The organism is Streptomyces sp. NBC_00005 (assembly GCF_045160215.1).
Classification (GTDB): domain Bacteria; phylum Actinomycetota; class Actinomycetes; order Streptomycetales; family Streptomycetaceae; genus Streptomyces.
Genome location: NZ_CP108316.1, coordinates 3,937,439 through 3,962,179 on the forward strand (window position 1 = coordinate 3,937,439; position 24,741 = coordinate 3,962,179).

Consider the following 24,741-nt stretch of genomic DNA (forward strand, 5'->3'; position numbering starts at 1 on the left):
GTAGGCAAGGAAGTTCAGGATGACCACCCCCGCGTACCGCGATCCGGACCGCCCCGTCGACGAACGGGTGGACGACCTGCTGGCCCGCATGACCCTTCAGGAGAAGGCGGGCCAGCTGTTCCACACGATGCTCGCCATGGGCCCGGGCGGCACGCTCGCCGAGAAGGGCGGCTTCCTCCGGTACGACACCACCGAGCTGGTCGCCGGGCGCCACCTCACGCACTTCAACCTGATCGGCCAGGGCGGCGCCCGCGAGACCGCCCAGTGGGTCAACCGGGTCCAGGAACTCGCGGCGGACACCCGGCTCGGCATCCCGGTCACCCTCTCCACCGACCCCCGCCACGCGTTCACCGACAACCCGGGCGCCTCCTTCCTCGCCGGGGACTTCTCGGCCTGGCCCGAACCGCTGGGGCTGGCCGCGATCGGCGACGCGGAGCTGGTGGAGCGGTTCGCGGACACCGTGCGCCGCGAGTACCTGGCGGTCGGCTTCCGGGTCGCGCTGCACCCGCAGATCGACCTGGCCACCGAGCCGCGCTGGTCACGCCAGTCCGGCACCTTCGGCTCCCGCGCCGAGGTCGCGGCCGAGCTCGTACGGGCGTACGTACGCGGCCTGCAGGGTCCGAGGCTCGGCCCGGAGTCGGTCGCCGCCATGGTCAAGCACTTCCCCGGCGGCGGCGCGCAGAAGGACGGCGAGGACCCGCACTTCCCGTACGGGAAGGAGCAGGTGTACCCGGGCGGGATGCGCGAGTACCACCTCGCACCGTTCGTGGCCGCCGTCGAGGCCGGCTGCTCGCAGATGATGCCGTACTACGGCCAACCCGTGGGCACCGACTGGGAGGAGGTCGGCTTCGGCTTCAACAAGGGCGTACTGACCGGGCTGTTGCGCGAGCGCCTCGGCTTCGACGGCATCATCTGCACCGACTGGGGCCTGCTGACCGACGGCGAGATCATGGGCGAGCCGGCCGAGGCGCGCGCCTGGGGCGTCGAGCACCTCACCGTCGCCGAGCGCGCGGCCAGGGCGCTGGACGCCGGCAGCGACCAGTTCGGCGGCGAGCAGTGCCCCGAGGTGATCGTGGAACTGGTCCGCTCCGGGCGGATCTCCGAGGAACGGATCGACCGCTCCGTACGGCGGCTGCTGCGCGAGAAGTTCGTGCTGGGGCTGTTCGAGAACCCGTACGCCGACCCCGACAAGGCCGAAGAGACGGTCGGCGCCGCCGAGTTCACGGCACTCGGCGAGGCCGCCCAGCGGCGCGCGCTGACGGTGCTGAGCAACCGTGACCTGCTGCCGCTGCGGGGCCGCCCCGACCTGTACGTCCAGGGCGTGAACGAGCAGACGGCGGCGGCGTACGGCAACGTGGTCGCCGACCCGGCCGAGGCGGATCTGGCGGTACTGCGGCTGAGGACCCCCTACGAGCAACGGCCCGGCGCCTTCGAGTCGTTCTTCCACGCGGGCTCGCTCGCGTTCCCGGAGGACGAGCTGAAGGAGATCCTGCGGCTGCTGGACACGGTGCCGAGCCTGGTGTGCGTGAACCTCGAACGGCCCGCCGTACTACCGGAGATCGCCGAACGCGCGGCGGCCCTCGTGGCGGACTTCGGAGCGTCGGACGCGGCCGTGCTGGACGTGGCCTTCGGGCGGGCGAAGGCCGAGGGCAGGCTGCCGTTCGAGCTGCCGCGCTCGATGGCGGCGGTGCAGGCGGCCCGGCCCGACGTGCCCGACGACACCCAGGACCCGGTGTTCACGCACGGACACGGCCTGGACGTCTGACAACTCCCGGGGCCCGGCCTGTGGGGGGAGCGGGCCCCGGGTTCCCCTCCGGTCACCTTTAATACGCATGGCCGTAAAGCAGAGTTCGTGCAGGATGGGGCCATGACCGCCAGCTACGACATCCCTGTGGTCCTGGACCGTCGCGAGGGCCCGTACGGCGAGGTCGTGCTGCGCCGGCACGGCGAGTTACTGCAGATCATCGCCAACGGCTGCTTCCTGATGGACACCTCGGACGGCCGCTCGGAGCGGCTGCTCGTGGACGCCGCACGCGAGGCCCTGGGCCCCCGCGCGGAGCCGAACGTGCTGATCGGAGGCCTGGGCGTGGGGTTCTCGCTCGCGCATGCGGCGGCCGACCCCCGCTGGGGCGCGATCACGGTCGTGGAACGCGAGCGGGCCATCATCGACTGGCATCTGGACGGTGCCCTCGCCGCCCTGTCGGCATATGCCATCACCGATCCGCGCACGGAGATCGTGGAGAGGGATCTGATCGCTTACGTCAATGAGACATCCGACACGTTCGACGCCCTCTGCCTGGACATCGACAACGGCCCCGACTGGACCGTCACCGAGGGCAACGACGATCTCTACTCGCCGAGCGGACTGACAAGCTGCGCAAGGGTGTTGAAGCCGGGCGGGGTACTGGCCGTTTGGTCCGCGCAGCCCTCTCCGGAATTTGAAGGAACCCTATGGAATGCCGGGTTCCAACAGGTGCGTACCGAAGAGATCCCGGTTGCCCGGGGCGTTCCCGACGTCGTGCACATCGCTGTCAGACCTGGATAGCCGAGGCGCGGTAACTCCCCGTACTCTGCTTCCCTGGCGCAGATCATTCAAGCGTCAATCGCAAGCATGCGCAGGCATGTGACAGTAAACGGATCACCCCACGGATTCCGGAAAGCAACTCAGGGGCGGGCGATGGAGCAGACCCACACATCCCACAACGGCACGACGGCGACCCCGGGCGCACAGCGACGGGTCCTGGTGGTCGAGGACGACCCGACCATCGTCGACGCCATCGCGGCCCGCCTGCGCGCCGAGGGATTCCTCGTGCAGACGGCGGGTGACGGCCCGGCCGCCGTCGACACCGCAGAGGCCTGGCAGCCCGACCTGCTGATCCTCGACATCATGCTGCCCGGCTTCGACGGTCTGGAGGTCTGCCGCCGCGTGCAGGCCGCCCGTCCGGTGCCGGTGCTGATGCTCACCGCGCGCGACGACGAGACCGACATGCTGGTCGGGCTCGGAGTCGGCGCCGACGACTACATGACCAAGCCCTTCTCCATGCGGGAGCTGGCCGCCCGCGTGCACGTGCTGCTGCGCCGGGTGGAGCGGGCCGCACTGGCCGCGGCGACGCCCAGAAGCGGCATCCTGCGGCTCGGCGAGCTGGAGATCGACCACGCCCAGCGGCGGGTGCGCGTGCACTCGGAGGACGTGCATCTCACGCCCACCGAGTTCGACCTGCTGGTCTGCCTGGCCAACACCCCGCGCGCGGTGCTCTCCCGTGAGCAGCTGCTCGCCGAGGTGTGGGACTGGGCGGACGCCTCCGGCACCCGGACCGTCGACAGCCACATCAAGGCCCTGCGCCGGAAGATCGGCGCCGAGCGGATCCGCACGGTGCACGGCGTGGGTTACGCGCTGGAGACTCCGACGCCATGAGCGGCGGGCCGGCCGCACGGAGAAGCCCCGGGGAGCCCTGGGGCGGCGTAAGCCCGTTCTCGATCAAGACCAAGCTGGGCGCACTCGTCGTCATCGCGGTCCTCATCACCACCGGGCTGATGATGATCGCGATGCGCACGGCGACGGAGCTGCGCTTCATCACGGTCTTCTCGATGGTCGCCACACTGCTGATTACGCAGTTCGTGGCTCATTCGCTCACCGCGCCGCTGGACGACATGAACGCGGTCGCCCGCGCCATCTCGCACGGCGACTACACCCGCCGGGTGCGCGAGAACCGCCGTGACGAACTGGGCGACCTGGCGCAGACGATCAACCGCATGGCCGACGACCTGGAGGCGCAGGAACGTCAGCGCAAGGAGCTCGTGGCCAACGTCTCGCACGAGCTGCGCACCCCCATCGCGGGCCTGCGCGCGGTGCTGGAGAACATCGTGGACGGCGTCTCGCCCGCCGACCCCGAGACCATGCGCACGGCCCTGAAGCAGACGGAGCGGCTCGGCCGGCTGGTGGAGACGCTGCTGGACCTGTCGCGGCTGGACAACGGCGTCGTACCGCTGCGCCAGCGGCGTTTCGAGGTGTGGCCGTATCTGTCGGGCGTGCTGAAGGAGGCCAACATGGCCGTGCCCGCGCGCGCGGGCATCGCCTCGGGCTCCGGCAGCCACACCCGTACGGACGTCCATCTGCACCTCGACGTGTCCCCGCCGGAGCTGACCGCGCACGCGGACCCCGAGCGCATCCACCAGGTCGTGGCGAATCTCATCGACAACGCCGTCAAGCACAGCCCGCCGCACGGCCGCGTGATCGTGAAGGCACGACGCGGACCGCAGCCGGAGTCGCTGGCGCTGGAGGTGCTGGACGAGGGTCCCGGCATCCCCCCTTCGGAGTGGCACCGGGTCTTCGAGCGGTTCAACCGGGGCGGCGCGGGCACCTCCAACGGGCCGGGCAGCGACGGCGGTACGGGCCTGGGCCTGGCGATCGCCCGCTGGGCGGTGGATCTGCACGGAGGCGGGATCGGCGTGGCCGAATCCGAGCGGGGCTGCCGGATTCTCGTCACCCTTCCGGGAGAGACATCCGTTCAAAGTTGACGTAAAGTCCGAACCGGAGCCTCAAGATCCACGGGCGTCCGCGCTGACGGACACGTGTGATCAGGCACACGCCCGCACGCTGCGCGTACAGGGCCTGCATCGGCGTTTCCGGCCACCCCCCGATCCGTAGCGGAACCACGCTTGTTTCCCGCCATTTCCAGGCCCGAAACACGCTTTCCGGTGTGACTTACACGACGATGGACCGGCCCGGCCTGACCTTCGCGGTCTTGGGGGCGTAGCCTTAATTCCCGCTGTCCATCACCTTGTGAAGCGGAAGAGGGCGGTTGCCGCCGTGTCGCCACAGTCCCCCAGTAACTCGAGCATCTCGACCGACGCAGACCAAGCGGGCAAGAACCCCGCTGCGGCGTTCGGCCCCAACGAGTGGCTCGTCGACGAGATCTATCAGCAGTACCTCCAGGACCCGAATTCGGTAGACCGAGCCTGGTGGGACTTCTTCGCCGACTACAGGCCGGGCGCGGCTGTCGCCTCGGCTCCGTCGGGTACTGCGGCCGCGGGGGCCGCACAGGCCACCACCCCGGCACCCGCGGCGCCCGCCCCGGCTGCGCAGGCTCCGGCGGTTCCCGCGCCGGCCCCGAAGCCCGTGGCCGCCGCTCCGGCGCCCGCTCCCGCGAATGCGGCCCCGGCTCCGGCCAAGCCCGCCGCTGCCGCCAAGCCGGCCGCCAAGGCCGCGCCCGCGACCGAGGCCCCCGGCGGCCCGGAGCTGGTGACCCTGCGCGGTCCCGCCGCCGCCGTCGCGAAGAACATGAACGCCTCGCTGGAGCTGCCCACGGCCACGTCCGTGCGCGCGGTCCCGGTGAAGCTGCTCTTCGACAACCGCATCGTCATCAACAACCATCTGAAGCGCGCCCGGGGCGGGAAGATCTCCTTCACCCACCTCATCGGCTACGCGATGGTGCAGGCCATCAAGGCCATGCCGTCGATGAACTGGCACTACGCGGAGAAGGACGGGAAGCCCACCCTCGTCAAGCCGCAGCACGTCAACTTCGGCCTGGCCATCGACCTGGTGAAGCCCAACGGCGACCGCCAGCTCGTCGTCGCCGGCATCAAGAAGGCCGAGACGCTGAACTTCTTCGAGTTCTGGCAGGCCTACGAGGACATCGTCCGCCGCGCCCGTGACGGCAAGCTGACGATGGACGACTTCACCGGTGTCACGGTCTCCCTGACCAACCCCGGCGGCCTCGGCACCGTCCACTCCGTGCCGCGTCTGATGCCCGGCCAGTCGGTCATCATGGGCGTCGGCTCCATGGACTACCCGGCCGAGTTCCAGGGCACCAGCCAGGACACCCTCAACAAGCTCGGCATCTCGAAGGTCATGACGCTCACGTCGACCTACGACCACCGGGTCATCCAGGGCGCCGCCTCCGGCGAGTTCCTGCGGATCGTCGCGAACCTCCTCCTCGGCGAGAACGGCTTCTTCGACGAGATCTTCGAGGCCCTGCGCATCCCCTACGAGCCGGTCCGCTGGCTCAAGGACATCGACGCCTCGCACGACGACGACGTCACCAAGCCCGCGCGGGTCTTCGAGCTGATCCACTCCTACCGGGTCCGCGGCCACGTCATGGCCGACACCGACCCGCTGGAGTACCGCCAGCGCAAGCACCCCGACCTGGACATCACCGAGCACGGCCTCACCCTGTGGGACCTGGAGCGCGAGTTCGCCGTCGGCGGCTTCTCCGGCAAGTCCCTGATGAAGCTGCGCGACATCCTCGGCGTGCTGCGCGACTCGTACTGCCGCACCACCGGCATCGAGTTCATGCACATCCAGGACCCGAAGCAGCGCAAGTGGATCCAGGACCGCATCGAGCGCCCGCACTCCAAGCCGGAGCGCGAGGAGCAGCTGCGCATCCTGCGCCGGCTGAACGCGGCGGAGGCCTTCGAGACCTTCCTGCAGACGAAGTACGTCGGCCAGAAGCGCTTCTCCCTCGAGGGCGGCGAGTCGGTCATCCCGCTGCTCGACGCGGTCATCGACAGCGCTGCCGAGTCCCGCCTGGACGAGGTCGTCATCGGCATGGCCCACCGCGGCCGCCTGAACGTCCTCGCCAACATCGTCGGCAAGTCGTACGCGCAGATCTTCCGTGAGTTCGAGGGCAACCTCGACCCGAAGTCGATGCACGGCTCCGGCGACGTGAAGTACCACCTGGGCGCCCAGGGCACCTTCACCGGCCTGGACGGCGAGCAGATCAAGGTCTCGCTGGCCGCCAACCCGTCCCACCTGGAGACGGTCGACCCGGTCATCGAGGGCATCGTCCGCGCCAAGCAGGACATCATCAACAAGGGCGGCACGGACTTCACGGTCCTGCCGGTCGCCCTGCACGGTGACGCGGCCTTCGCGGGCCAGGGCGTGGTGGCCGAGACCCTCAACATGTCGCAGCTGCGCGGCTACCGCACCGGCGGCACGGTCCACATCGTCATCAACAACCAGGTCGGCTTCACGGCGGCTCCCGAGTCGTCGCGTTCCTCGATGTACGCCACGGACGTGGCCCGCATGATCGAGGCCCCGATCTTCCACGTGAACGGCGACGACCCCGAGGCCGTGGTCCGCGTTGCCCGTCTGGCCTTCGAGTTCCGCCAGGCGTTCAACAAGGACGTGGTGATCGACCTCATCTGCTACCGCCGCCGCGGTCACAACGAGTCGGACAACCCGGCCTTCACCCAGCCGCTGATGTACGACCTGATCGACAAGAAGCGCTCGGTGCGCAAGCTCTACACCGAGTCCCTCATCGGTCGCGGCGACATCACCCTGGAAGAAGCGGAGCAGGCGCTCCAGGACTACCAGGGCCAGCTGGAGAAGGTCTTCACCGAGGTCCGCGAGGCCACGTCCCAGCCGGGCGTCGCCCCGGTCTCGGACCCGCAGGCCGAGTTCCCGGTCCCGGTGACCACCGCGATCTCCACGGAGGTCGTGAAGCGGATCGCCGAGTCCCAGGTCAACATCCCCGACCACTTCCACCCCCACCCGCGCCTGCTGCCGCAGCTGCAGCGCCGGGCGACGATGGTCGAGGACGGCACGATCGACTGGGGCATGGGCGAGACCCTCGCCATCGGCTCCCTGCTCCTGGAGGGCACCCCGGTGCGCCTCTCCGGCCAGGACTCCCGCCGCGGCACCTTCGGCCAGCGCCACGCGGTCCTCATCGACCGCGAGACGGGCGAGGACTTCACCCCGCTCCAGTACCTCGCCGAGGACCAGGCCCGGTACAACGTCTACGACTCCCTGCTCTCCGAGTACGCGGTCATGGGCTTCGAGTACGGCTACTCGCTGGCCCGTCCCGAGTCCCTCGTGATGTGGGAGGCGCAGTTCGGCGACTTCGTCAACGGCGCTCAGACGATCGTCGACGAGTACATCTCGGCGGCGGAGCAGAAGTGGGGCCAGACGTCCGGCGTCACCCTGCTCCTCCCCCACGGCTACGAGGGCCAGGGCCCGGACCACTCCTCGGCCCGCGTCGAGCGCTTCCTCCAGCTCTGCGCCCAGAACAACATGACGGTCGCGATGCCGACCCTCCCGTCGAACTACTTCCACCTCCTGCGGTGGCAGGTGCACAACCCGCACCACAAGCCGCTGGTGGTCTTCACCCCGAAGTCGATGCTGCGCCTCAAGGCCGCCGCGTCGAAGGCGGAGGAGTTCACGACGGGTCAGTTCCGCCCGGTCATCGGCGACTCCACGGTCGACCCGGCCGCGGTCCGCAAGGTCGTCTTCGTGTCGGGCAAGCTGTACTACGACCTGGAGGCCGGGCGCACCAAGCGCGGTGCCACCGACGTGGCGTTCGTCCGCGTCGAGCGGCTGTACCCGCTGCCGGGTGCCGAAATCCAGGCGGAGATCGCCAAGTACCCGAACGTCGAGAAGTACCTGTGGGCCCAGGAGGAGCCGGCGAACCAGGGCCCCTGGCCGTTCATCGCCCTCAACCTGATCGACCACCTGGACCTCGCGGTCGGCGCGGACATCCCGCACGGCGAGCGCCTGCGCCGCATCTCCCGCCCGCACGGCTCTTCGCCGGCGGTGGGGTCTGCCAAGCGGCATCAGGCTGAGCAGGAGCAACTGGTGCGTGAGGTGTTCGAGGCGTGAGCCTCTGAACAGGGCTGACTGAAGGGCCCGGTTCCGAGTTCTGGTGAACTCGGGGCCGGGCCCTTCGGCTCTCTCACGGCATCCGGGGTCTCACAACATCTGCGGCTCGAAATCCCAGTAGGGGCGCCGCCCTTCGAGCATGTACCGCACCTGCCGGTGCTCCTCGAAGAAGTTCTCGGTCAGCATGTGAACCGCCTCCCGACGCACGGACTCCGCCTCCTCGTGCTGCCCGGCCGCCTCGAGGTCCTGCGCGAGCCCCGCCGCAAGGTTGAGCGTGAGGACGTGGGCGTCCCCGACCGCGGTGCGGGCCCGTGCCAGGGCGTCCCGGCCCAGCGCCACCGCACGCTCCAGCCGACCGGTCCGGGCAAGGGCCGTCGCCGTGTTCATCGCACTGCCGATGGACCAGAGATGAGCGGTGCTCAGGGCCCGCTCCATCCCGGCCCTGGCGCGCTCCGCCCGGGGCAGTGCTCCGTCGGAATCACCCTGGTCGCCCTGGATGAGGGCACAGTTGTCCAGTGCCCCCGCCACATAGGGGTGACTGTCGCCGAGGAGTCGTACGTAGCCCGCGTGGGCGGATTCGGCCAGTTCGCGGGCTTCGTCGAACTCGCCGATGTCGCGCAGCAGCATGGCGTAGTCCGTGCTCAGCATCAGGGTCTCGGGGTGGCCGGAACCATGTCTGCGCAGCATGCGTTCACGTGCCTCGCGCATCAGGGGGCGGGCCCGCAGATTCGCCCCCTCGCGGCGCAGGCACAGCGCGAGGTTGTGCTGGGCCAGCAGCGCCTGGGCGTGGTTGCGGCCCAGCACCTCCACATGCAGCCGGAAGTTGAGCTCCTGCAGGTCCAGCGCCTCGCCGTACCGGCCGAGCAGCCGCAGCGTCCAGGCGGTGTTCAGCGCGGCGTCGAGCGTCGCCGGGTCCCGGCCGCCGCTGAGCGCGATATAGGCCTCCAGGACCTCCCGGTGGAGGGCGAGGGACTCCTCGTACCGGCCCAGCAGCCGGAGCGCGATCGCGAGGTTGCCGCGGATGTCCAGGGTGCGCGGGACCTCGTGGTCGCCGAGGTCCGTCGCCGCCTGCTCCACGGCGTCCTCGTACAGCAACCGGGCCTCGTCGTACCGCCCCAGCGCCATCAGGGTGCCGCCGAGCCCGTTCTTGGCCCGCAACACCTGGATGGGGCTGCGCTCGGGGTCGGCGGTGGTCCGGTCCAGGGCCTCCCGTCCGATGCGTTCCGCCTCCGCGTAGTTGCCGAGACGGCGCTCCATGTTGGCCAGCTGGTGGACGGCACGCAGCACGGACGGGTCGGTCTCCGCGGAGGTCGTGGTCCAGGCCGCGACGGCGGACTTGCTGAGCTGCCGGCCCTCCCTGTACTCGCCCCGGACCCGCAGGTACTCGATGCAGTTGAGCACCAGTGCCCGCACGTCCAGGTCCGTGGAGTTCAGTGCGCCCGTCGGTTCCAGGTGCGGGATCACCTCGGCGTATCGCGACCAGTGGACCCGCTGGCCGGGCCGGCGGGGATCGGCCGCGACGAGCACACGGCGGGCGGTCTCGGCCGCCTGCCGCGCCTCCTCGGGGCCCAGATGTCCCCGTACGAAGCGGTGAAAGAGCCGGTGCATGCGCAGCGTGCCGACGGTCTGGATGTCCATCGGCCCCTGCTCGTACTCCAGCCGCGTCGAGGTCGCCTCGGACAGCACGCGCAGCGCGGTGTTCCAGCTGCTCGGCTCGGTGACCAGGGAGACCAGGTGCTCGGGCAGGTCGCCGGCGCGGACCGACTGGACCAGGCCCAGCGGGATCACGTCGGGCGAGAAGAAGGCGAAGAGGGAGAGCAGCTCGTAGGCGTTGGGATGCTTCTCGCGCAGGGTGTTGACGGTCTGTCCCCAGGCCACCTGGAACTGCTTGCGGTACTCCTCGGAGGGGACGACGGGCACGGCGTGCGGATTGCCGTCCCGGATACGGGTGATGTACGCGTCGATGTCGGCGGTCTGGTTCAGCTCCACCCAGGCCGCGGTCTGGTCCATGAGCAGCGGATGGTCCTCGACCGCGGCGGCGAGGCGGTCCGCACTGTCGGCGGTGAGCCGGCCGCTGCGCCGACAGGCGAAGTCGACCGACTCCGCACGGTCGAACGGCGGGAGTTCGATCTCCTCGCCGACCCACCGGCGCCACTCCTTGCGCGGCGTCGTGACCACGAGGTGGCCCGCCGGCCCGTCGGGCAGCAGTGCTTCGAGGTCCTTGGGGTCCTCGGCCCCGTCCAGGACGACCAGCCAGCGGGTGCGGTCGCCCAGCGCCCGCTTGGCCGCCTCTATACGGCTGCGCAGCGCGTCGCCGGTGTCCACCTCGACGCCCAGCTTGTCGGCGAGTCGCGCGAAGTCCTCGCGGGCCCGGGGCCGCACCGCCGCGCGGACCCACCAGACGAGGTCGTACTCGCCCTTGTAGCGGTGGATGTACTCCGTCGCCGTCTGCGTCTTGCCGATCCCGCCGGGCCCGCGCAGGGCGATGCGCGTCCCCTCGCCGCCCTCGGTGAACGCGCGGTGCATGCGTTCCAGGACGCGCTCCCGGCCGGTGAAGTCGCGGTTGTGGCGCGGGGCGTTGTCGATGCCGGGCCGCTCCTCGGGAAAGCGTGGACCGTGCTGCCGGTCGAGGCTGACCGGACCGCCCGACGGCGGGGTCACGTCCAGCAGGTCGAGGAGTACGGCGGCGGCCCGGTCGGCGTCGAGGCCGCGCAGCGGCACCACCCGCCCGAGCCGTTCGGCGGCCGGCGGCAGGGTCGCGGCCGTGACGGACACGGCGGCGATGCGGTGCCCCTCCCTGGGCATGACCTCGGCCAGGACGTCGGCCCAGGCCTGCCGCCGGGCGTCGTCGAAGCGTACGAACCAGTCGTCGATGAGGAGCAGGAGCTTGCCGGGCCCGGCCAGCAGACTGGTCAGCCGCTCGGGTTCGGGCCGAGTGTGCAGGGGGTCCCAGCGGGCCGACTCCGGCACCACCCCGGCGTATGCCAGCCGGTACTCGATCCACGTCGCCCAGGACCAGGACTGTCCCGCGTAGACGACCGTGACACGCTCAGGGGACGGGGATGGCATGCCGGAGGTCTCCTTCCGACGTAGATGAGAGCTACGTCGTGGTCCGTCAACTCCACGTTAAACCAGACTCCTTGACGATACGGACAGCTGCTCGCCGATCCGGTCCGCGGCATGCCGGATGATGCGTTCCAGGTCGGGACAGTGCACGCTCGGGTGACGGAAGTGGCCCGTGGGAGGGGCGTAGCGGTGGGCGTAGTTGCCGCCGCCGCAGACCCGGACGACCGGGCAGTCGCGGCAGACCTCGCCCAGTGCGTCGAGGCCGGCCCGTAGGACGGCGATCCGCGGGTGGCGCAGCGCCTCGTCGAAGGAGTTGCGGAAGACGTCGAGGCCGGTGGCGGGCGCTCCTGGGAAGGCCGTCTTCAGCGAGTCGATCCGCTCGATCGTGCCGTCCGTCTCGACGACGACCGCGGTGATCGGCGACAGGCCCACCGCGTCGGTCCGCGAGGAGCCGCCCAGCAGCAGCGCCACGATCTCGGTGAAGAGCCGGACCCTCGGCCGGTCCGGTGCGCCGTCGTTCCACCACAGGTCGAAGGCGGTGGCCAGCCAGTCCCCGTACGGCGTCGGTGCGGGACGGTGGCGGCCGGGCGGGCGCGCGCCCCAGTGCTGGTGCGGGAGGAGGAAGTCGAGCGAGGGGGGTGCCTGTGCGCGCAGCGAGCGGTAGACCTCGGCCGGGTCGGTGGCCGGGTCGACGGTGCAGAGGATGCCCGCGTAGGCGTCCGGCCGATGCCGGGCGAGCAGTCGGGCGGCGCGGCGGACCGCGGGCCAGGACGGGCGGCCCGCGTGGTCGATGCGACGCGCGTTGAGTGCGGCGGTGCCGCCGTCGAGGCTGAGCCCGACCTGGATGCCGGCGTCGGCGAGACGGTCGAGGACGGGGCGGGTGAGGAGAGTGCCGTTGGTCTGGACGGTGACCGTCACACCGGTGCCGTCCGGGACGGCCTCGCGCACCGCGTCGGCGTACGCGACGACGGGCTCCGGTCCGGTCAGCAGCGGCTCGCCCCCGTGCAGATCGATCCGCACGGCCCGCATCCGGTGCGCCTCGACGTGTTCGGCGATGCGGTGGGCGGTCTGGCGCATGGTGCGCTCGTCGGCGTGGTGCGGACGGTCGCGCCAGCTGCGGTCCGGGCCGCGGTAGATGTAGCAGTACGTGCAGGCGAGATTGCAGCGGCTGTGCACCTTCAGGACGAACTGACGGAAGCCGTCGCCCGTCACGGCCCGGCTCCGGCCAAGCGCGGTGCCGGGTCGGGCGAGTCGCCGTAGTAGGCGGCGGGGGGTTCGTCCGCCGCGTCGCGCTCGCGCAGTTCGGCCAGGACGGAGGCGAGGGCGGGGTGCGGGGCGTCCGCCGGGCGGTCGAAGACAGGCAGGGGTATGTCCCCTGCGTCGTCAGGAGCCGTCATGCGTCGCTCCCGCCGTTCGGCTCCAGGGCGTTCAGGGCGGCCCGGGCCCGCGCCGCCGCCTCCCCGTCAACCAGCCCGGCCTCCGCGTACAGCCTCAGCGCGGTGAGGTACTCCTCGGCGGCGCGGGCGGGCGCCGAGGCCCGGCTCAGCGCCGACCCGCGTTCGACGCGAACCCCGGCCTCCGCGGCGGCCAGTTCCAGGTCCCGGTACAGTTCGGCGGCCCGCAGCAGGTGGTCGGCCACGGCCTCCAGGTCGGAGCGCCGGCCAGCGTGCTCGGCTAGGCGCTCGGTGGCGAGTGCGCGCAGCCGCCAGGCCCGCGCCGCGAGCAGGGCGTCGTCGGTCTCCCGCGCGGCCGTACCCAGTATCCAGTCGGCTTCGTGGAGGTCGGACAGGCCGCCCTGGGAGAGGTTCCGGTGCAGCAGCGCCTCGCTCAGTTCCACTCGGTACCGCGGCAGTTCGGGGTCGCTCTCGGAGGTCTCGTCGACAGCCATGCGCAGCACCCGCACGGCGTCGTTCCACTCCTGGGCCCCGCCCAGTGCCAGGCCCAGGCGGTGCAGCAGCCCCGGACGGGCCGGGTCGTCGAGGGGCAGCGCGCCCGCGGCCTGCCACCAGGACCAGACGGCTGCCTCGAGATCCTCCGCCGCCTGCGTGAGTGCGCGCGTCGCCAGATAGGCCTCGCCGAGCCGGTCGAAGCACACCGACCGCAGTTCGCCGTCGTCCCCCGCGTACTCCAGCGCCTGATTGAGTACGTTGACGACTCTGCGGCGGGTACGGGGATCGCGTTCCGCGTGCCGGGTCAGGTCGAGGGCCGCGGCCGTGTCCAGGCAGATCCGGCACAGCTCGTGCGGCGCGGCGCCCTCGGCCGCGAGCAGCGGCAGCACTTCCCGGAAGCCGACCTCCGCCAACTCGGCTGCCTGGAAGGCGAGTTCGTATCGCGCCGGGACTGTCTCCCCCGGGCCGGCCTCCCGTGCGGCCTCGTGCCGGGCCAGCGCGAGCAACGCGCGGGCCTCGAAGAGACGGGCGCTGGGCCGCTCGTTGCGCAGCCGGTGCTGTGTGGCCAGGCCCGCCGCCTGTTCGAACTGCCGGGCGGCCCACTCCTGCGGCGTTCCCTCCTCCGGCCCGAGCGCGTCGTGGCCGACGCGTGCGACCAGCGAGGCCGCGCACAGCGCCGCGGTGGCTCTGAGCTCGATGCCCTGCGTCACCAGGGAGGGCTCCGCGCCGAGCGGGATCTCCTCCAGTCGCTGCCGCGCCTCCCGGTAGGCCAGCAGAGCCAGCCGCCGCGACGTCGCGTGCGGTTCGCCGAGGTCGTCGGCGAACCGCGCGGGCAGTGTCGCGGCGGCCCGGCCCGCCGTCTCGAGGTCGGCCGCGATGTGCAGCAGGATCTGCGCCTCCATGATCAGTTCGGCTGGATTGCTCTTGCGGGGCCGGGGCAGGACCTCGTAGGCCTCCCGGAGGCTGTCGGCCGTCCCTGCCGCCTGCCAGCGGGCCAACAGCGCGTCGGCGAGCCGGCTGCGGAGCCTGCGCCGGTCGTCCTGCCAGCGCTCCACCTCGAGTGCCCGGCGCAGCAGGCCGATGCCCTCGTCGAGGTCGCGGGTGGTGCCCTGCCCGGCGTACCGGTCGAGCAACTCGTGCGCCCGCGAGGTCAGTTCCCCCGGGCCGGTGCCGGGCGAGGCCGCGGGGGCCTTCCCATAACGGGCGAGGACCTGCGAGGACACCCGGGCGAAGGCGCGCAGCAGGCGGTCGCCGGTACCGTCCTCGACGACGGGACGCGCGGCGGCGGCGCCGGAGAGGTAGGCGGCGGCCAGCGCGGGAAAGTTCCGTGCCGACCGGCCGTACTGCCGCTCGACGTAGTGCGAGCTGTGCTTGAGCACCAGCCGGGCCTCGCCGCCGGGAAGGTGGCGCAGGAGTTCCTCGCGCACCTCGTCCATGAACTCGTATCCTCCGTCGGCCACGGCGTCGCTGCGCCTCATCAGCCCGCCGAGCAGGACCTCCGCCATCGCATCGGGTCCGCTCGCGGGCAGCATGGCCCGCTGCACGAGCTGCATCACGGGCAGTACGAGGGGCACGGTGGCCAGGTACTCGGCGAGGTGCCGCGCGTCCTGCGAGGCGGTCCGCCGGAAGGCCCTGACCCGGTCGCGCGCGCTGATGTCATCAGCGGCGCGCGCACGTGCCGTGGCCGCCGGATGGTCGGCGCGCACCCAGGCCGCGGAGGTGACCAGGCGCTGGGCGGTGGCGTCGCAGACGAGGCGGACCCAGTTGCCCAGGGAGGCGGGTCGCAGCGCCAGGACGGGGACCGGCAGGGCACCCACGGGGCGCGGTCCGGCGCGTTCGGAGCGGAACTCGAGGCCGCCGGCCGGGCCTTCGCGGCGACGCAGCTCTCCGGAGAACGCGGGCAGATGGGTGCCACGCCACATGCGCTGCGGCAGGGGCTGGAGGACGGCGAGCGGGGCGCAGGAGGCCCAGTCGTGCAGGAGCTGCTGCATCCGGCCGCCGCGCCAGAGCGGTCCGGCGCAGTCGCTGAGCACCAGGGTCAGCCGGCGTCCGCTCGGGTCGCGCAGCAGGCCTGGGCCGTCGGCGGGTGCCGCGGGGTCGGGCGAGGAGGTGACCCGCACCTCGTCCCGCTCGCCCTCGTGGACGTAGTAGAGCCGGATCTCCCGGAAGGCTCCGGCGCGTTCACAGACCTGGTGCAGTTCGGCGAGGGTGTCCTGCCACACCACCGTGGACGAGGAGACGTCCATGACGAGTTGCAGCCGTGCCTCGCGACGCTGCTCGCGGGACGGCAACGGGACGACGACACCGGTGTCGGCCGCCCGCTGCGCGGTGGCCTCCTCGTCCAGCCCCGAGAACACGGGACTGCCGGGCGTCCGGAAGCGGTTGAGCGGCCGTAACGCGCGTTGCAGGGCGAGCGGTTCAGGCAGTACGGAGGCTGCCGGAACCCGCGCGGCGACCACCGCGCCGACGCCCTCCGCGCCCTCTCCGGTCGCCGTGCCGGAGGGCGAGGGGGATCGGCGGTCCGTGGCCCGGGTCCGGGCGGGCACGGCCAGGGACGCCTCGGACGGCATGGAGGCGCGGTGCGTGAGGAAGGGTGGGCTGTCGCCGCGAGAGTCCGTGGAATCCCCCGAGGACGGTTCGGTGGTCGCCAGGCCGGGGACGTGACGGGCGAGCCAGAGCGCGTCCGCGAGTTCCTCGGCGTCCGGAGCCAGCCCGGCCTCGCGCAGCCGGCGGGCGAGCGACTCCAGCGACTCGGCGACGGTCATGGCCGGTTACCGCTGTCCCGTGTCCGGCGAGCCCATCAGCAGCCGGGCGAGCTCCGCGCGTCGCGGGCTGCCCGGCGGAGCCACGCGCTGGGTGAGGAAGATGGCGTTGAGGAGCTGGTCAGTCGGGCGGTGCGCGCCGGTCCCGCCCGTGGTGAACAGCTCGACGAGGTCCCGGTGGTCCTGGTCTGCGCCGTCCCCGAAGTGAGCCTGGACCAGGGCGGCAAGCCGGTCGCCGCGCGGCGGGTCGAGGTGCAGGTGGATGCAGCGGCGCAGCAGCGGCGCGGGAAACTCGCGCTCGCCGTTGCTCGTCATCACGATCACCGGGAAGGCGTGACAGCGGATCCGGCCGCCGGTGACGGGCACCCGCAGCCCGTCGTCCGTGAGGACCTGCACGGCGCCCTGGCCGGGGCGGTCGGCGATGCGTTCCAGCTCGGGGATGCCGAACTCGCCCTCCTCCACGATGTTCAGCAGGTCGTTCGGCAGGTCGATGTCGCTCTTGTCCAGTTCGTCGATGAGCAGGACGCGCGGGCGTTTCATCGCCAGCAGGGCCGTACCCAGCGGGCCGAGCCGGATGTAGCGGCCGATCGAGGGGTCGTGCCGCGCCTCGGCGGACTCCGCCGTCTCCTCGGCCCGGGTCCGGTCCAGCTGGGCATCCTGGAGGCGGCCGATCGCGTCGTAGGTGTACAGGCCCGACCTGAGCTCGGTGCGGCTGACGATGGGCCACTGCAGCACACGGCCGAGCCCCAGTTCGTGGGCGAGGGCGTGGGCCAGGGTGCTCTTTCCGGAGCCGGGCTCACCCGTGACCAGCAGAGGTCGCCTCAAGTAGAGGGCCGCGTTGACGAGTTCGATGGCCTGCGAGTCCTGAACAGGCAGCGGAGGACGATGACCGAGTCGCCGCGCGGACGCGCTGTCGATGGGCGGCACCGTGTACACGTCGTCCAGGGGGGCGCCGTCGAACCGGCGCCAGGGCGGGGGCGGTGGCAGTAACTCGATGCGCGCCGGCGCGGGTTCGCCCTGGCCGCGATAGACGGGCCACTCGCTCATGGTTCGCTCCTCGTCGACGGTCGATGGCACGGCACGGCACGGCACGGCCGACGAGGGCGAGCGGCGCCCACAACGGGCCCCTGAAAACGTACCCATCCAAGATGGGCGCACGGTTGATTTTCGGCCAGCCGCTGTCCGGTGTCGCCGGATGTCCACCGGGATTCATGGGGCGTCGAACACCCCCTCCTCCGCGGGCAGCGGGCGACGCGGATCGTCGTAGAGCACGGCGACCATGTCGGCCCAGTGACGCCCGTTCCCTCTGCTGATGTCTTCTCTGATACGGCGGATGCGGTCCGGCAGTTCAGCCGGACCCCGCACCTCCTTCAGGAACCCGACGGTGGACCGGTGCAACTCGTCGCAGTCGGTTCCGCACTCCTGCCCCGGGTGTCCGCCGTGGTGCCACAGCGCGACGCCGTGTCCGGCGTCCAGCGCCAGGCGCATCGTCGCGTGACCGGCTCCCGTCCCGGCCCGCAGGCACTGCACGGGGATCTCCCCGGGGGTCATGTCCGCGAACTGGCGGGCCTGATGCGGACTGCCGTTGAAAACGGTGTACTTCGCGGTCAGCCGCCCGGAGGCCAGCATCCCGTGCCAGCGCGCATCCCAGGATTCGGCCGGAACTCCCCGGCGCTCGATGTCACGAATCACCACAGGACGGCGCACGCCCAGCAGTTGCTGGCGCGCCCTGTCCCACAGCCGCGCCGAGTCGTAGATCTGCCACTCGTGCACGGGAAGGTCGAAGTGCCTCAGGTCCAGGGCGACTTCCAGCGGCGCCGGCAGCTCAGGGCGGTCGACCGACTCGAACGCCTCGGCGAGCGGCTCGGCGATCACGGACCGCAGACGGCGCAGTTCGACACCGGGCCCGGTGGTCTGCCCGTAGCGGGGTACGTCGCTCTCCTCGCCCCCGTCGTCGACGCGCAGTGTCCAGTAGACGCGGGAGGCGTCGTCGTCGAGGGGCTCCAGCTCCAGCAGCACCACACCGCGCCCGCCGGGTCCGGGATACGGCTCCACGGACCGCTGTTCCCCGAGGAGCAGCCCGGGAGGCAGTGCGGCGTCCAGCACGTTGGTGTGCAGCGACGGCAGCACCCGCACGAGCCGGTCGTCGATCCATTCGCCCAGCCGTTCCACAGCGGCCCGGTCCTTGGGCTCGCCGGCCTGCACGAACAGCTGGACCAGCCGGAGGTAGCGCAGGAAGACGTACGCCCGCTGCGGATGGTCCGCCTCGTAGAGCTGCCCATGGCCGTCCCGCCAGGAGACGGGGAGATGAGGGCGGCCGGCCGGGTCGTCGCCGCGCGCCGTGCGGACCAGCTGGGTGATCGTGTGGGGGGCGTCGGGCGGCTCGATCGCGGCCAGCAGGGCGAGCGCCTGCCGACGATCCACGGGGCTCCAGCCCTCGCCCTCGCGCTCGGCGGGTGTTCCCGGCAGCTCCATCTGCCGGCCGACCCAGTTGTGGAGCACTCTTCGCCGAGCCTGGTGCCACTCGTCGTGCGCGGCGGTGACCCGGTGGTAAAGAGCGCCGAAGCGCCGCATTGCCGATACCGCTATGGACAGCCCGCCGTCCCGGTCGCCGCGGCGGCTCTTGATGACGGCGACGACGGCTCCGGTGGCCGGATCCAGCACCGGGCCACCGGAGACTCCCGGGGGGAACTCGTTGCTGGGGCCAAGACGCAGCCCGTACGGCCCGTCCTGGGCGCTCACCGTCGCCTCCCCGTTCCAGGCCGACGCCGCTCCGCCCTCGGTGGGCCGGTAGCCGTACACCAACCGGTGTTCGCCCAGCGGGTGGTCGGACCGGTCGCTGAGCCAGACGCACTCGTGCTGCACCGAGGTGTCGAGCAGCCGCACCAGTGCCATGTCCTGCTCGACGGGCACGTTCGTCCGCTCTTCCGCCTGCCCGCCCACGCCGCCGTCGTGAAGGCACGCCTCCAGCCGGGCGCCCACCGGACGGCCGTCGTGCAGCCCGGGGCCACGTACCCGGAACTCCTCCTCGCCTCTCTCGCCGATACGGCCGAGCAGCACATGCGCGCAGGTAAGCACCCAACCCGGCGCGACCAGGAAGCCGCTCCCCCACATTTCGTCGTCGCCGGGGCGCGCCGAGTGGAAGTGGACCGTGGCGTTCTCGATGAGGGTCTTGAGGCGAGGGTCCTGCAGCTCAGGCATCCGCGGCGGATTCGGCGGCGGCCCGCGCGCGGCGCTCGTCGAGCTTCCACACGAGGCTGACCTCCAAGGACGCCTTCGCTTCGCCGTCGGCGAGCACGGCGATCGCTTTGCCGGGCTTCGCGACGATCTCGACACCGAAGGTGATGCTCGCCTCGTCCGGCTGCGCCGACCGCGCCGCCTCCAGTACCGACTGCCCGACGCCCTGGATCAGCTCGCCCAACTGCTCCAGCTTGGCCGCCGCGGTCCGCCCTACGCCGATGTCGAGATCGTCGGCCCCATACCCATCGGGTTTTGTCGCCCGTTGTGTCGGCGTCACCCGGGCCAGCACCGTCTGGCCCCCAGGCAGCGTGATCTCGCGCAGCGTCTCGTCCATGGCTCCCCCGCCCTGTGCACGGCTCTGCTCGCCCATACCTCAACTCGCCTTCGGCAATGGGCTCTTGAACTGCGACGAGGCTATCTGCCCGCATGGTTCCGGAGGGAGACCGCTAACCGGCCAAGTGGCGCATATTCTGAAGGCATGTACTTCACCGACCGAGGCATCGAAGAACTGGCGAAGCGGCGCGGCGAGGAAGAGGTCACCTTCGAGTGGCTCGCCGAGCAGTTGCGGATGTTCGTCGATCTGAACCCGGACTTCGAGGTGCCGGTGGAGCGGCTGGCGACATGGCTGGCGCGGTTGGACGACGAGGACGACGAGTAACCCGATCAGGATTCAGACGAATAGCCCGATCAGGATTCAATCGCGCGGCCGCGCCAGGTCGTACGCCAGCCCCAGCGCACCGTGCACCAGCAGCAGCGCCCCCGCCACGATCCATCCTCCGCTGCGCCGCCGTACGCCCCACGCCGTGAGTGGGAGGCCCGCTGCTGCCTGGGCCAGGGACAGGGCGCGTGCCCTGGGGGTACCTGACCAGGGCATCCAGGGGCCCAGCCGGCTGCTGTCGACCGCGTCGAGTTCCGCGCGGACCGCCTCGCGCCAACCCGACCATTCGATCTGGTGGGCATCCGGTCGGCCTCGGGCGATCTCGCGGAGGCGGTCTGCGGTTTCGCCGGGGGCGAGGCCAGTAGGCAAGGACACCCCCGCGCGCGTGAGGACCGCGAGCAGGCTGCACAGCCTGGCTCGGGCGTCCGACCCGAAGTCCGGCTTCGTCAGTTCTTCGAGGGACTGCATGTCCAGTACGGGGTCCAGGCCCAGGCGCGCGGCGAACGTGCGCATCGCCTCGTCCTCGCCGGCCGGGGTGCCGTTCGCGAGCCAGACGTAGCCGACGGGGCGGCGGAAGCCGGACGCGAGTGTGTAGCCGGCGCGGTCGGCGTCCCACCACAGTGCGAGTACGGGCCAGGGGGCGCCGACCGCGAGGGCGGTGGCCCAGCCGGTCAGGACGCGGTCGACGGGTTCGTCACCGTGCAGCCACGGGGTGCCCTCGGGGACGAGCACGCTCCAGTCCTCGCCGGCGCCGGTGAGCAACAGGCGCTCGCGCAGCAGGTGGGCGGCGGGGGCGACGGACTCGGGTTCCGCCCGGCAGAGCAGCAGGGCGCCGGCGGCGAGACCTGCGGGACCGGGGCGTGGGACTTCCGTCGACATGGTCACAAACTAGGGCGATTCCTGCCTTCGGTCATTTTCGAGGCGTCGCACGTCATCAGATCGGGTGTCTTGACTTTCCGTAGCCGCGATATATCGTGAATTGCAGGAGACGCGATATGGCGCGTTGCGACGGGGAGGTCTGCACCATGTCCGAGTGGTCCGTCACGGAACCCAGGAAGCTCACGTTCGACGAGCCCGTGCGGGAACTCCACGTCCGCATCGTCAACGGAACGGTGAACGTGGTGGGGACCGACGAAGGTTCCGCCCGCATGGAGGTCACCCAGATCGAGGGACCACCCCTGGCAGTGACCCAGCAGGGCGGCACGCTCACGGTGGCGTACGACGACCTGCCCTGGAAGGGCTTCCTCAAGTGGCTCGACCGCAAGGGGTGGCGGCGCAGCGCCGTCGTCTCCCTCGCCGTCCCGGCCGACACCCGCGTCGAGGTGGGTGTCGTCGGCGCCGCGGCCGTGGTCTCCGGGCTCGACGGACGCGCGGAGCTCAAGGGGGTCACCGGCGACACCACGCTGGTGGGGCTCACCGGCCCGGTCCGCGCGGACACCGTCTCGGGGAACGTGGAGGCGCAGGCCCTCAGCGGAGACCTGCGGTTCAACTCCGTCTCCGGGGATCTGACCGTGGTCGAGGCGGGTTCGTCCGTCAAGGCGGACTCGGTGAGCGGCTCAATGATCGTCGACATCGATCCGGCCGGCCGGCCGACCGCGATCAGCCTGACGAGCGTCTCGGGCGAGATCGCCATCCGGCTGCCCCACCCGGCGGACGCGGACGTGGAGGCGAACACCGCGAGCGGCACGGTCTCCAACGCGTTCGAGGACCTGCGGGTCAGCGGCCAGTGGGGCGCCAAGAGGATCACCGGCCGGCTCGGCGCGGGCAGCGGCAGCCTCAAGGCGACGACCGTCTCGGGCTCGATCGCCCTGCTGCGCAGGCCCCCGGCCGAGGACGAGCCCTGGGACGTGGAGCCCGAGGCCACCGGTCCGGAGGACATACGCCGCGAGGACATCCGCGCGGCGGCCGAGCAGACAGCGGCGGGGGCCGACCCGGCAAGCACCCCGGCGGCCGAACCGCACAGCGACTCGGGGGACAATTCCGTTTCCGGCCCGGGTGACGGTGCGACCGACACCCCGGCCGACGGCACGACCGACAAGAAGGTGCTCTGACATGCCCCCCGTCTTCGCCCACGGCCGCCTCCGCCTCTACCTGCTGAAGCTGCTGGACGAGGCCCCGCGCCACGGCTACGAGGTGATCCGCCTCCTCGAGGAGCGGTTCCAGGGGCTGTACGCACCGTCGGCGGGCACCGTCTACCCCCGCCTGGCCAAGCTGGAGGCCGAGGGTCTGGTCACCCACACCACCGAGGGCGGCCGCAAGGTGTACGCCATCACGGACGCCGGCCGCGCCGAACTGGCCGACCGCAGTGGCGAGTTGGCCGACCTGGAGCTGGAGATCCGCGAGTCGGTCGCCGAGCTCGCCGCCGAGATCCGGGCCGATGTACGCGGCGCGGCGGGCGATCTGCGGCGCGAGATGCGGGCCGCGGCCACCGAGGCGCGCCGCGGCGGCGGCACCAAGGGCCGCGGTGAACAGGACGCCCCCTTGGGGGACTTCGCGGACCACGCCGACAAGGAGGCGTGGCGCGCCGCCAAGGAGGAGATGCGGCGCGTCAAGCAGGAGTGGAAGGAGCAGGCCCGGCGCGCCAAGGACGAGAGCCGCAGGGCCCGCGACGAGGCTCAGCGCGCCCGGCGCCAGGCCAAGGAGGCACAGGAGCGGGCCCGGGCCCAGGCACAGGAGGAACTGCAGCGCATCGGCCGACGCGTGCAGGAGCAGGTGCAGGACCACTTCGCGCGGGGCGACTGGCCGACGGGGGTGCGGGAGGGCCTGACCGAACTGGCCAAGGAGTTCGGGGACTTCGGGAAGGACTTCGGCAAGGAGTTCGGGAAGGACTTCGGCTTCGGCCGGGGCGGCACCGGCACTTCGGCGCCGCAGCCCGAGTACACGCACACCCCGGAGGACTTCCCCGGCGAGTACGAACCGGCCTGGGCACACGAGGAGTCCAGTGGCGACGCGGTCCGCGACCTGGACCGCCTGCTCGACCGCTTCCGGGACGACATCCGCGACGCGTCCCGCGACCACGGCGTCACGGACGAACAGCTCCGCGACGCCCGCCGCCACCTGTCGTCGGCGGCAGCACACATCGGCGCGATACTGCGCAGGCCGAGGATCTGAGCAGCGGCATCGGAGGGCGGGTTCCTCTGACGGTGCGCCCGGCGAGAACGTCAGCCGCACCGCCAGAGGTGGCGGCGCCCCTTGCCGCCCGGCGAGAGGGAGGCGTAACCGACGTTCGCGTCAACGCAGTTGAGGCGGTAGGGCAACTGGCCGGCATCCAGCTCGACCACCACCTGGCCGGAACCGGCATCGTCGCCCGCGCCCGCATCGCACCCCCACCGGCACCGGCACCGGCACCGGCACCGGCATCAGGGCATCGGCGGCGGCTCCCGGCAGACGGCCGACCCCCGCGCTCGCCCCCTCCGCCGCCCACCGCCCGCCCGCCCACCCGGCACGAAGTCAGGCATGCGGTCGGCAAGTTGGATGACGATGACGTTCTCCCCACCCCTGACGCGACCGCCGCCCCGGCGCTCCGCCGCCCCGGCGCTCCGGCGCTCCGCCGCCCTGGCACCCCGGCGCCCTAGCGTCCCGCCGCCCCGGCGTCCCTCCGCCCCGGCGCTCTGGCGCCCTGGCGCCCCGCGCCCCATCCCCCAGCGCCCGCGCTCAGCCGGCCTTGGCCTCTCCCCCGCCGTACAGCACCCGCGTCAGCGACTCGTGCGTCACCCCGTGGTCGGTGAGGATCTCGGCGGGTACGCCGGGGCGGAGGGTCAGGGCCAGGAGGAGGTGTTCGTCACCGACGTGGCGGCCGCTGCGGGCGATCGCAGTCCGCAGCGCCGTGACCAGGACGTCTTTGGCGCCCCGGCTGAAGGGGCGGCGCCCCGACCACCAGCCCTTTTCCTTGTGGTCGCCGGACATCGCACCGACGCCGTGCACCTCCTCGACCCGGGCGATGATCTCCGACACGTCGATACCCAGCCCGGCAAGGGCGTCGGCCTCGGCCTGGGACAGCCCCGCGCGCCGCCGCGCCTCGGCAACGGCTCCCCGCACCGACTCCTTGCGTTCGCCGACCAGTCCGAGCGAGGCCAGCGCGAACGAACCGCGACTGCCGTCACGGTCGAGCAGCGCCAGCAGCAGGTGCTCGGCCTCGACGGACTGCGCCCCCGACCGTTCTGCGTGCCCGACCGCACTCTGCACCACAGCGCGGGCATCCTTCGTGAACCGCTCGAACATCAATGCCTCCCGTACTTCTTGTGCACGGCCTGCCTGCTCACACCGAGTTCCGCGGCGATGTCCTGCCACGACCAGCCCTGATTGCGCGCATTGCGCACCTGTACCGCCTCCAGCTGCTCCAGCAGCCTGCGCAGCGCGGCGACGGAGCGCAGTCCGACCCGTGGATCGCGGTCGCCCGCGCGCTCGGCGAGATCCGTTGCTTCGGTCATGATGTCAACTTACGTTGACACCACGAGCCATGTCAACCATGGTTGACAAACGTCGACGGCCGACCCGGTTCCGGGTCGGCCGTCGACGAAAAGGGGGCTG

18 protein-coding genes are annotated in these 24,741 nt (G+C 71.7%); 8 read left to right on the top strand and 10 right to left on the bottom strand.

What is annotated here, in order from left to right:
• The first annotated feature begins 19 nt into the window (after positions 1 to 19).
• The 5 genes from OG303_RS17980 (at position 20) to OG303_RS18000 (ending at position 8,596) form a co-directional block, all read left to right on the top strand.
• Positions 20 to 1,765: a glycoside hydrolase family 3 protein gene (locus OG303_RS17980; protein ID WP_405869408.1), complete on the top strand. Its 1,746-nt coding sequence runs from the start codon at positions 20 to 22 to the stop codon at positions 1,763 to 1,765.
• Positions 1,766 to 1,867: 102 nt separating this feature from the next.
• Positions 1,868 to 2,545 carry a spermidine synthase gene (locus OG303_RS17985; RefSeq protein ID WP_405869409.1) on the top strand — a complete coding sequence of 226 codons (678 nt, stop codon included), beginning with the start codon at positions 1,868 to 1,870 and terminating at the stop codon, positions 2,543 to 2,545.
• A gap of 132 nt (positions 2,546 to 2,677) precedes the next feature.
• Positions 2,678 to 3,415: a response regulator transcription factor gene (locus OG303_RS17990; protein WP_405869410.1), complete on the top strand. Its 738-nt coding sequence runs from the start codon at positions 2,678 to 2,680 to the stop codon at positions 3,413 to 3,415.
• Positions 3,412 to 4,518 (top strand): ATP-binding protein, encoded by a 1,107-nt coding sequence (locus tag OG303_RS17995; protein WP_405869411.1) that lies wholly within the window; start codon positions 3,412 to 3,414, stop codon positions 4,516 to 4,518. Before OG303_RS17990 ends, OG303_RS17995 begins: the two co-directional genes overlap by 4 nt.
• Before the next feature lie 292 nt (positions 4,519 to 4,810).
• Complete coding sequence (locus OG303_RS18000; protein ID WP_405869412.1) at positions 4,811 to 8,596, top strand: multifunctional oxoglutarate decarboxylase/oxoglutarate dehydrogenase thiamine pyrophosphate-binding subunit/dihydrolipoyllysine-residue succinyltransferase subunit; 3,786 nt, start codon at positions 4,811 to 4,813, stop codon at positions 8,594 to 8,596.
• 90 nt (positions 8,597 to 8,686) lie between these two features.
• On the opposite strand, the gene fxsT is transcribed toward OG303_RS18000, so the two are convergent.
• The 7 genes from fxsT to OG303_RS18035 form a co-directional block, all read right to left on the bottom strand.
• Positions 8,687 to 11,665, bottom strand: a complete 2,979-nt coding sequence (gene fxsT, locus OG303_RS18005) for an FxSxx-COOH system tetratricopeptide repeat protein (RefSeq protein WP_405869413.1) — start codon at positions 11,663 to 11,665, stop codon at positions 8,687 to 8,689.
• Positions 11,666 to 11,722: 57 nt separating this feature from the next.
• Positions 11,723 to 12,874, bottom strand: coding sequence for an FxsB family cyclophane-forming radical SAM/SPASM peptide maturase (locus OG303_RS18010; protein WP_405869414.1), 1,152 nt, complete (start codon positions 12,872 to 12,874; stop codon positions 11,723 to 11,725).
• Entirely contained in the window at positions 12,871 to 13,059 is a 189-nt protein-coding gene (locus OG303_RS18015) for a hypothetical protein (protein ID WP_405869415.1), read from the bottom strand. The genes OG303_RS18010 and OG303_RS18015 overlap by 4 nt, the downstream gene beginning before the upstream one ends.
• Positions 13,056 to 16,316 carry an SAV_2336 N-terminal domain-related protein gene (locus OG303_RS18020; protein WP_405869416.1) on the bottom strand — a complete coding sequence of 1,087 codons (3,261 nt, stop codon included), beginning with the start codon at positions 16,314 to 16,316 and terminating at the stop codon, positions 13,056 to 13,058. Before OG303_RS18020 ends, OG303_RS18015 begins: the two co-directional genes overlap by 4 nt.
• A 6-nt stretch (positions 16,317 to 16,322) precedes the next feature.
• The gene (locus OG303_RS18025; RefSeq protein ID WP_405869417.1) at positions 16,323 to 17,360 is read right to left on the bottom strand and encodes an AAA family ATPase; all 1,038 of its coding nucleotides are present in this window, start codon (positions 17,358 to 17,360) and stop codon (positions 16,323 to 16,325) included.
• A 162-nt stretch (positions 17,361 to 17,522) separates the two neighbouring features.
• A complete protein-coding gene (locus OG303_RS18030; protein WP_405869418.1) occupies positions 17,523 to 19,514 on the bottom strand; it encodes a trypsin-like peptidase domain-containing protein in 1,992 nt (663 codons plus the stop codon).
• Positions 19,507 to 19,887, bottom strand: coding sequence for a CU044_2847 family protein (locus OG303_RS18035; protein WP_405869419.1), 381 nt, complete (start codon positions 19,885 to 19,887; stop codon positions 19,507 to 19,509). Before OG303_RS18035 ends, OG303_RS18030 begins: the two co-directional genes overlap by 8 nt.
• A gap of 144 nt (positions 19,888 to 20,031) precedes the next feature.
• On the opposite strand from OG303_RS18035, the gene OG303_RS18040 reads away from it, so the two are divergent.
• Positions 20,032 to 20,211: a DUF6104 family protein gene (locus OG303_RS18040; RefSeq protein ID WP_405869420.1), complete on the top strand. Its 180-nt coding sequence runs from the start codon at positions 20,032 to 20,034 to the stop codon at positions 20,209 to 20,211.
• Positions 20,212 to 20,247: 36 nt separating this feature from the next.
• Here OG303_RS18040 and OG303_RS18045 read toward each other — a convergent pair whose 3' ends face one another.
• A complete protein-coding gene (locus OG303_RS18045) occupies positions 20,248 to 21,090 on the bottom strand; it encodes a hypothetical protein (protein ID WP_405869421.1) in 843 nt (280 codons plus the stop codon).
• A 146-nt stretch (positions 21,091 to 21,236) separates the two neighbouring features.
• Between OG303_RS18045 and OG303_RS18050 the strand changes: the two genes are divergently transcribed.
• Together OG303_RS18050 and OG303_RS18055 are read left to right on the top strand one after the other, a co-directional pair.
• Positions 21,237 to 22,262, top strand: a complete 1,026-nt coding sequence (locus OG303_RS18050; protein ID WP_405869422.1) for a DUF4097 family beta strand repeat-containing protein — start codon at positions 21,237 to 21,239, stop codon at positions 22,260 to 22,262.
• Position 22,263: 1 nt separating this feature from the next.
• A complete protein-coding gene (locus OG303_RS18055) occupies positions 22,264 to 23,322 on the top strand; it encodes a helix-turn-helix transcriptional regulator (RefSeq protein WP_405869423.1) in 1,059 nt (352 codons plus the stop codon).
• A 543-nt stretch (positions 23,323 to 23,865) separates the two neighbouring features.
• Here the strand turns inward: OG303_RS18055 and OG303_RS18060 are convergent.
• Both OG303_RS18060 and OG303_RS18065 read right to left on the bottom strand, forming a co-directional pair.
• Positions 23,866 to 24,432: a Clp protease N-terminal domain-containing protein gene (locus OG303_RS18060; RefSeq protein ID WP_405869424.1), complete on the bottom strand. Its 567-nt coding sequence runs from the start codon at positions 24,430 to 24,432 to the stop codon at positions 23,866 to 23,868.
• Entirely contained in the window at positions 24,432 to 24,641 is a 210-nt protein-coding gene (locus OG303_RS18065) for a helix-turn-helix domain-containing protein (RefSeq protein WP_405869425.1), read from the bottom strand. Before OG303_RS18065 ends, OG303_RS18060 begins: the two co-directional genes overlap by 1 nt.
• Positions 24,642 to 24,741 lie beyond the last annotated feature (100 nt).

Coding starts and splice junctions, on each gene's coding strand:
- OG303_RS17980 (WP_405869408.1), top strand. CDS start 20: ATGACCACCCCCGCGTACCGCGATCCGGACCGCCCCGTCGACGAACGG.
- OG303_RS17985 (WP_405869409.1), top strand. CDS start 1,868: ATGACCGCCAGCTACGACATCCCTGTGGTCCTGGACCGTCGCGAGGGC.
- OG303_RS17990 (WP_405869410.1), top strand. CDS start 2,678: ATGGAGCAGACCCACACATCCCACAACGGCACGACGGCGACCCCGGGC.
- OG303_RS17995 (WP_405869411.1), top strand. CDS start 3,412: ATGAGCGGCGGGCCGGCCGCACGGAGAAGCCCCGGGGAGCCCTGGGGC.
- fxsT (WP_405869413.1), bottom strand. CDS start 11,665: ATGCCATCCCCGTCCCCTGAGCGTGTCACGGTCGTCTACGCGGGACAG.
- OG303_RS18015 (WP_405869415.1), bottom strand. CDS start 13,059: ATGACGGCTCCTGACGACGCAGGGGACATACCCCTGCCTGTCTTCGAC.
- OG303_RS18020 (WP_405869416.1), bottom strand. CDS start 16,316: ATGACCGTCGCCGAGTCGCTGGAGTCGCTCGCCCGCCGGCTGCGCGAG.
- OG303_RS18025 (WP_405869417.1), bottom strand. CDS start 17,360: ATGAGCGAGTGGCCCGTCTATCGCGGCCAGGGCGAACCCGCGCCGGCG.
- OG303_RS18030 (WP_405869418.1), bottom strand. CDS start 19,514: ATGCCTGAGCTGCAGGACCCTCGCCTCAAGACCCTCATCGAGAACGCC.
- OG303_RS18035 (WP_405869419.1), bottom strand. CDS start 19,887: ATGGACGAGACGCTGCGCGAGATCACGCTGCCTGGGGGCCAGACGGTG.
- OG303_RS18040 (WP_405869420.1), top strand. CDS start 20,032: ATGTACTTCACCGACCGAGGCATCGAAGAACTGGCGAAGCGGCGCGGC.
- OG303_RS18045 (WP_405869421.1), bottom strand. CDS start 21,090: ATGTCGACGGAAGTCCCACGCCCCGGTCCCGCAGGTCTCGCCGCCGGC.
- OG303_RS18050 (WP_405869422.1), top strand. CDS start 21,237: ATGTCCGAGTGGTCCGTCACGGAACCCAGGAAGCTCACGTTCGACGAG.
- OG303_RS18055 (WP_405869423.1), top strand. CDS start 22,264: ATGCCCCCCGTCTTCGCCCACGGCCGCCTCCGCCTCTACCTGCTGAAG.
- OG303_RS18060 (WP_405869424.1), bottom strand. CDS start 24,432: ATGTTCGAGCGGTTCACGAAGGATGCCCGCGCTGTGGTGCAGAGTGCG.
- OG303_RS18065 (WP_405869425.1), bottom strand. CDS start 24,641: ATGACCGAAGCAACGGATCTCGCCGAGCGCGCGGGCGACCGCGATCCA.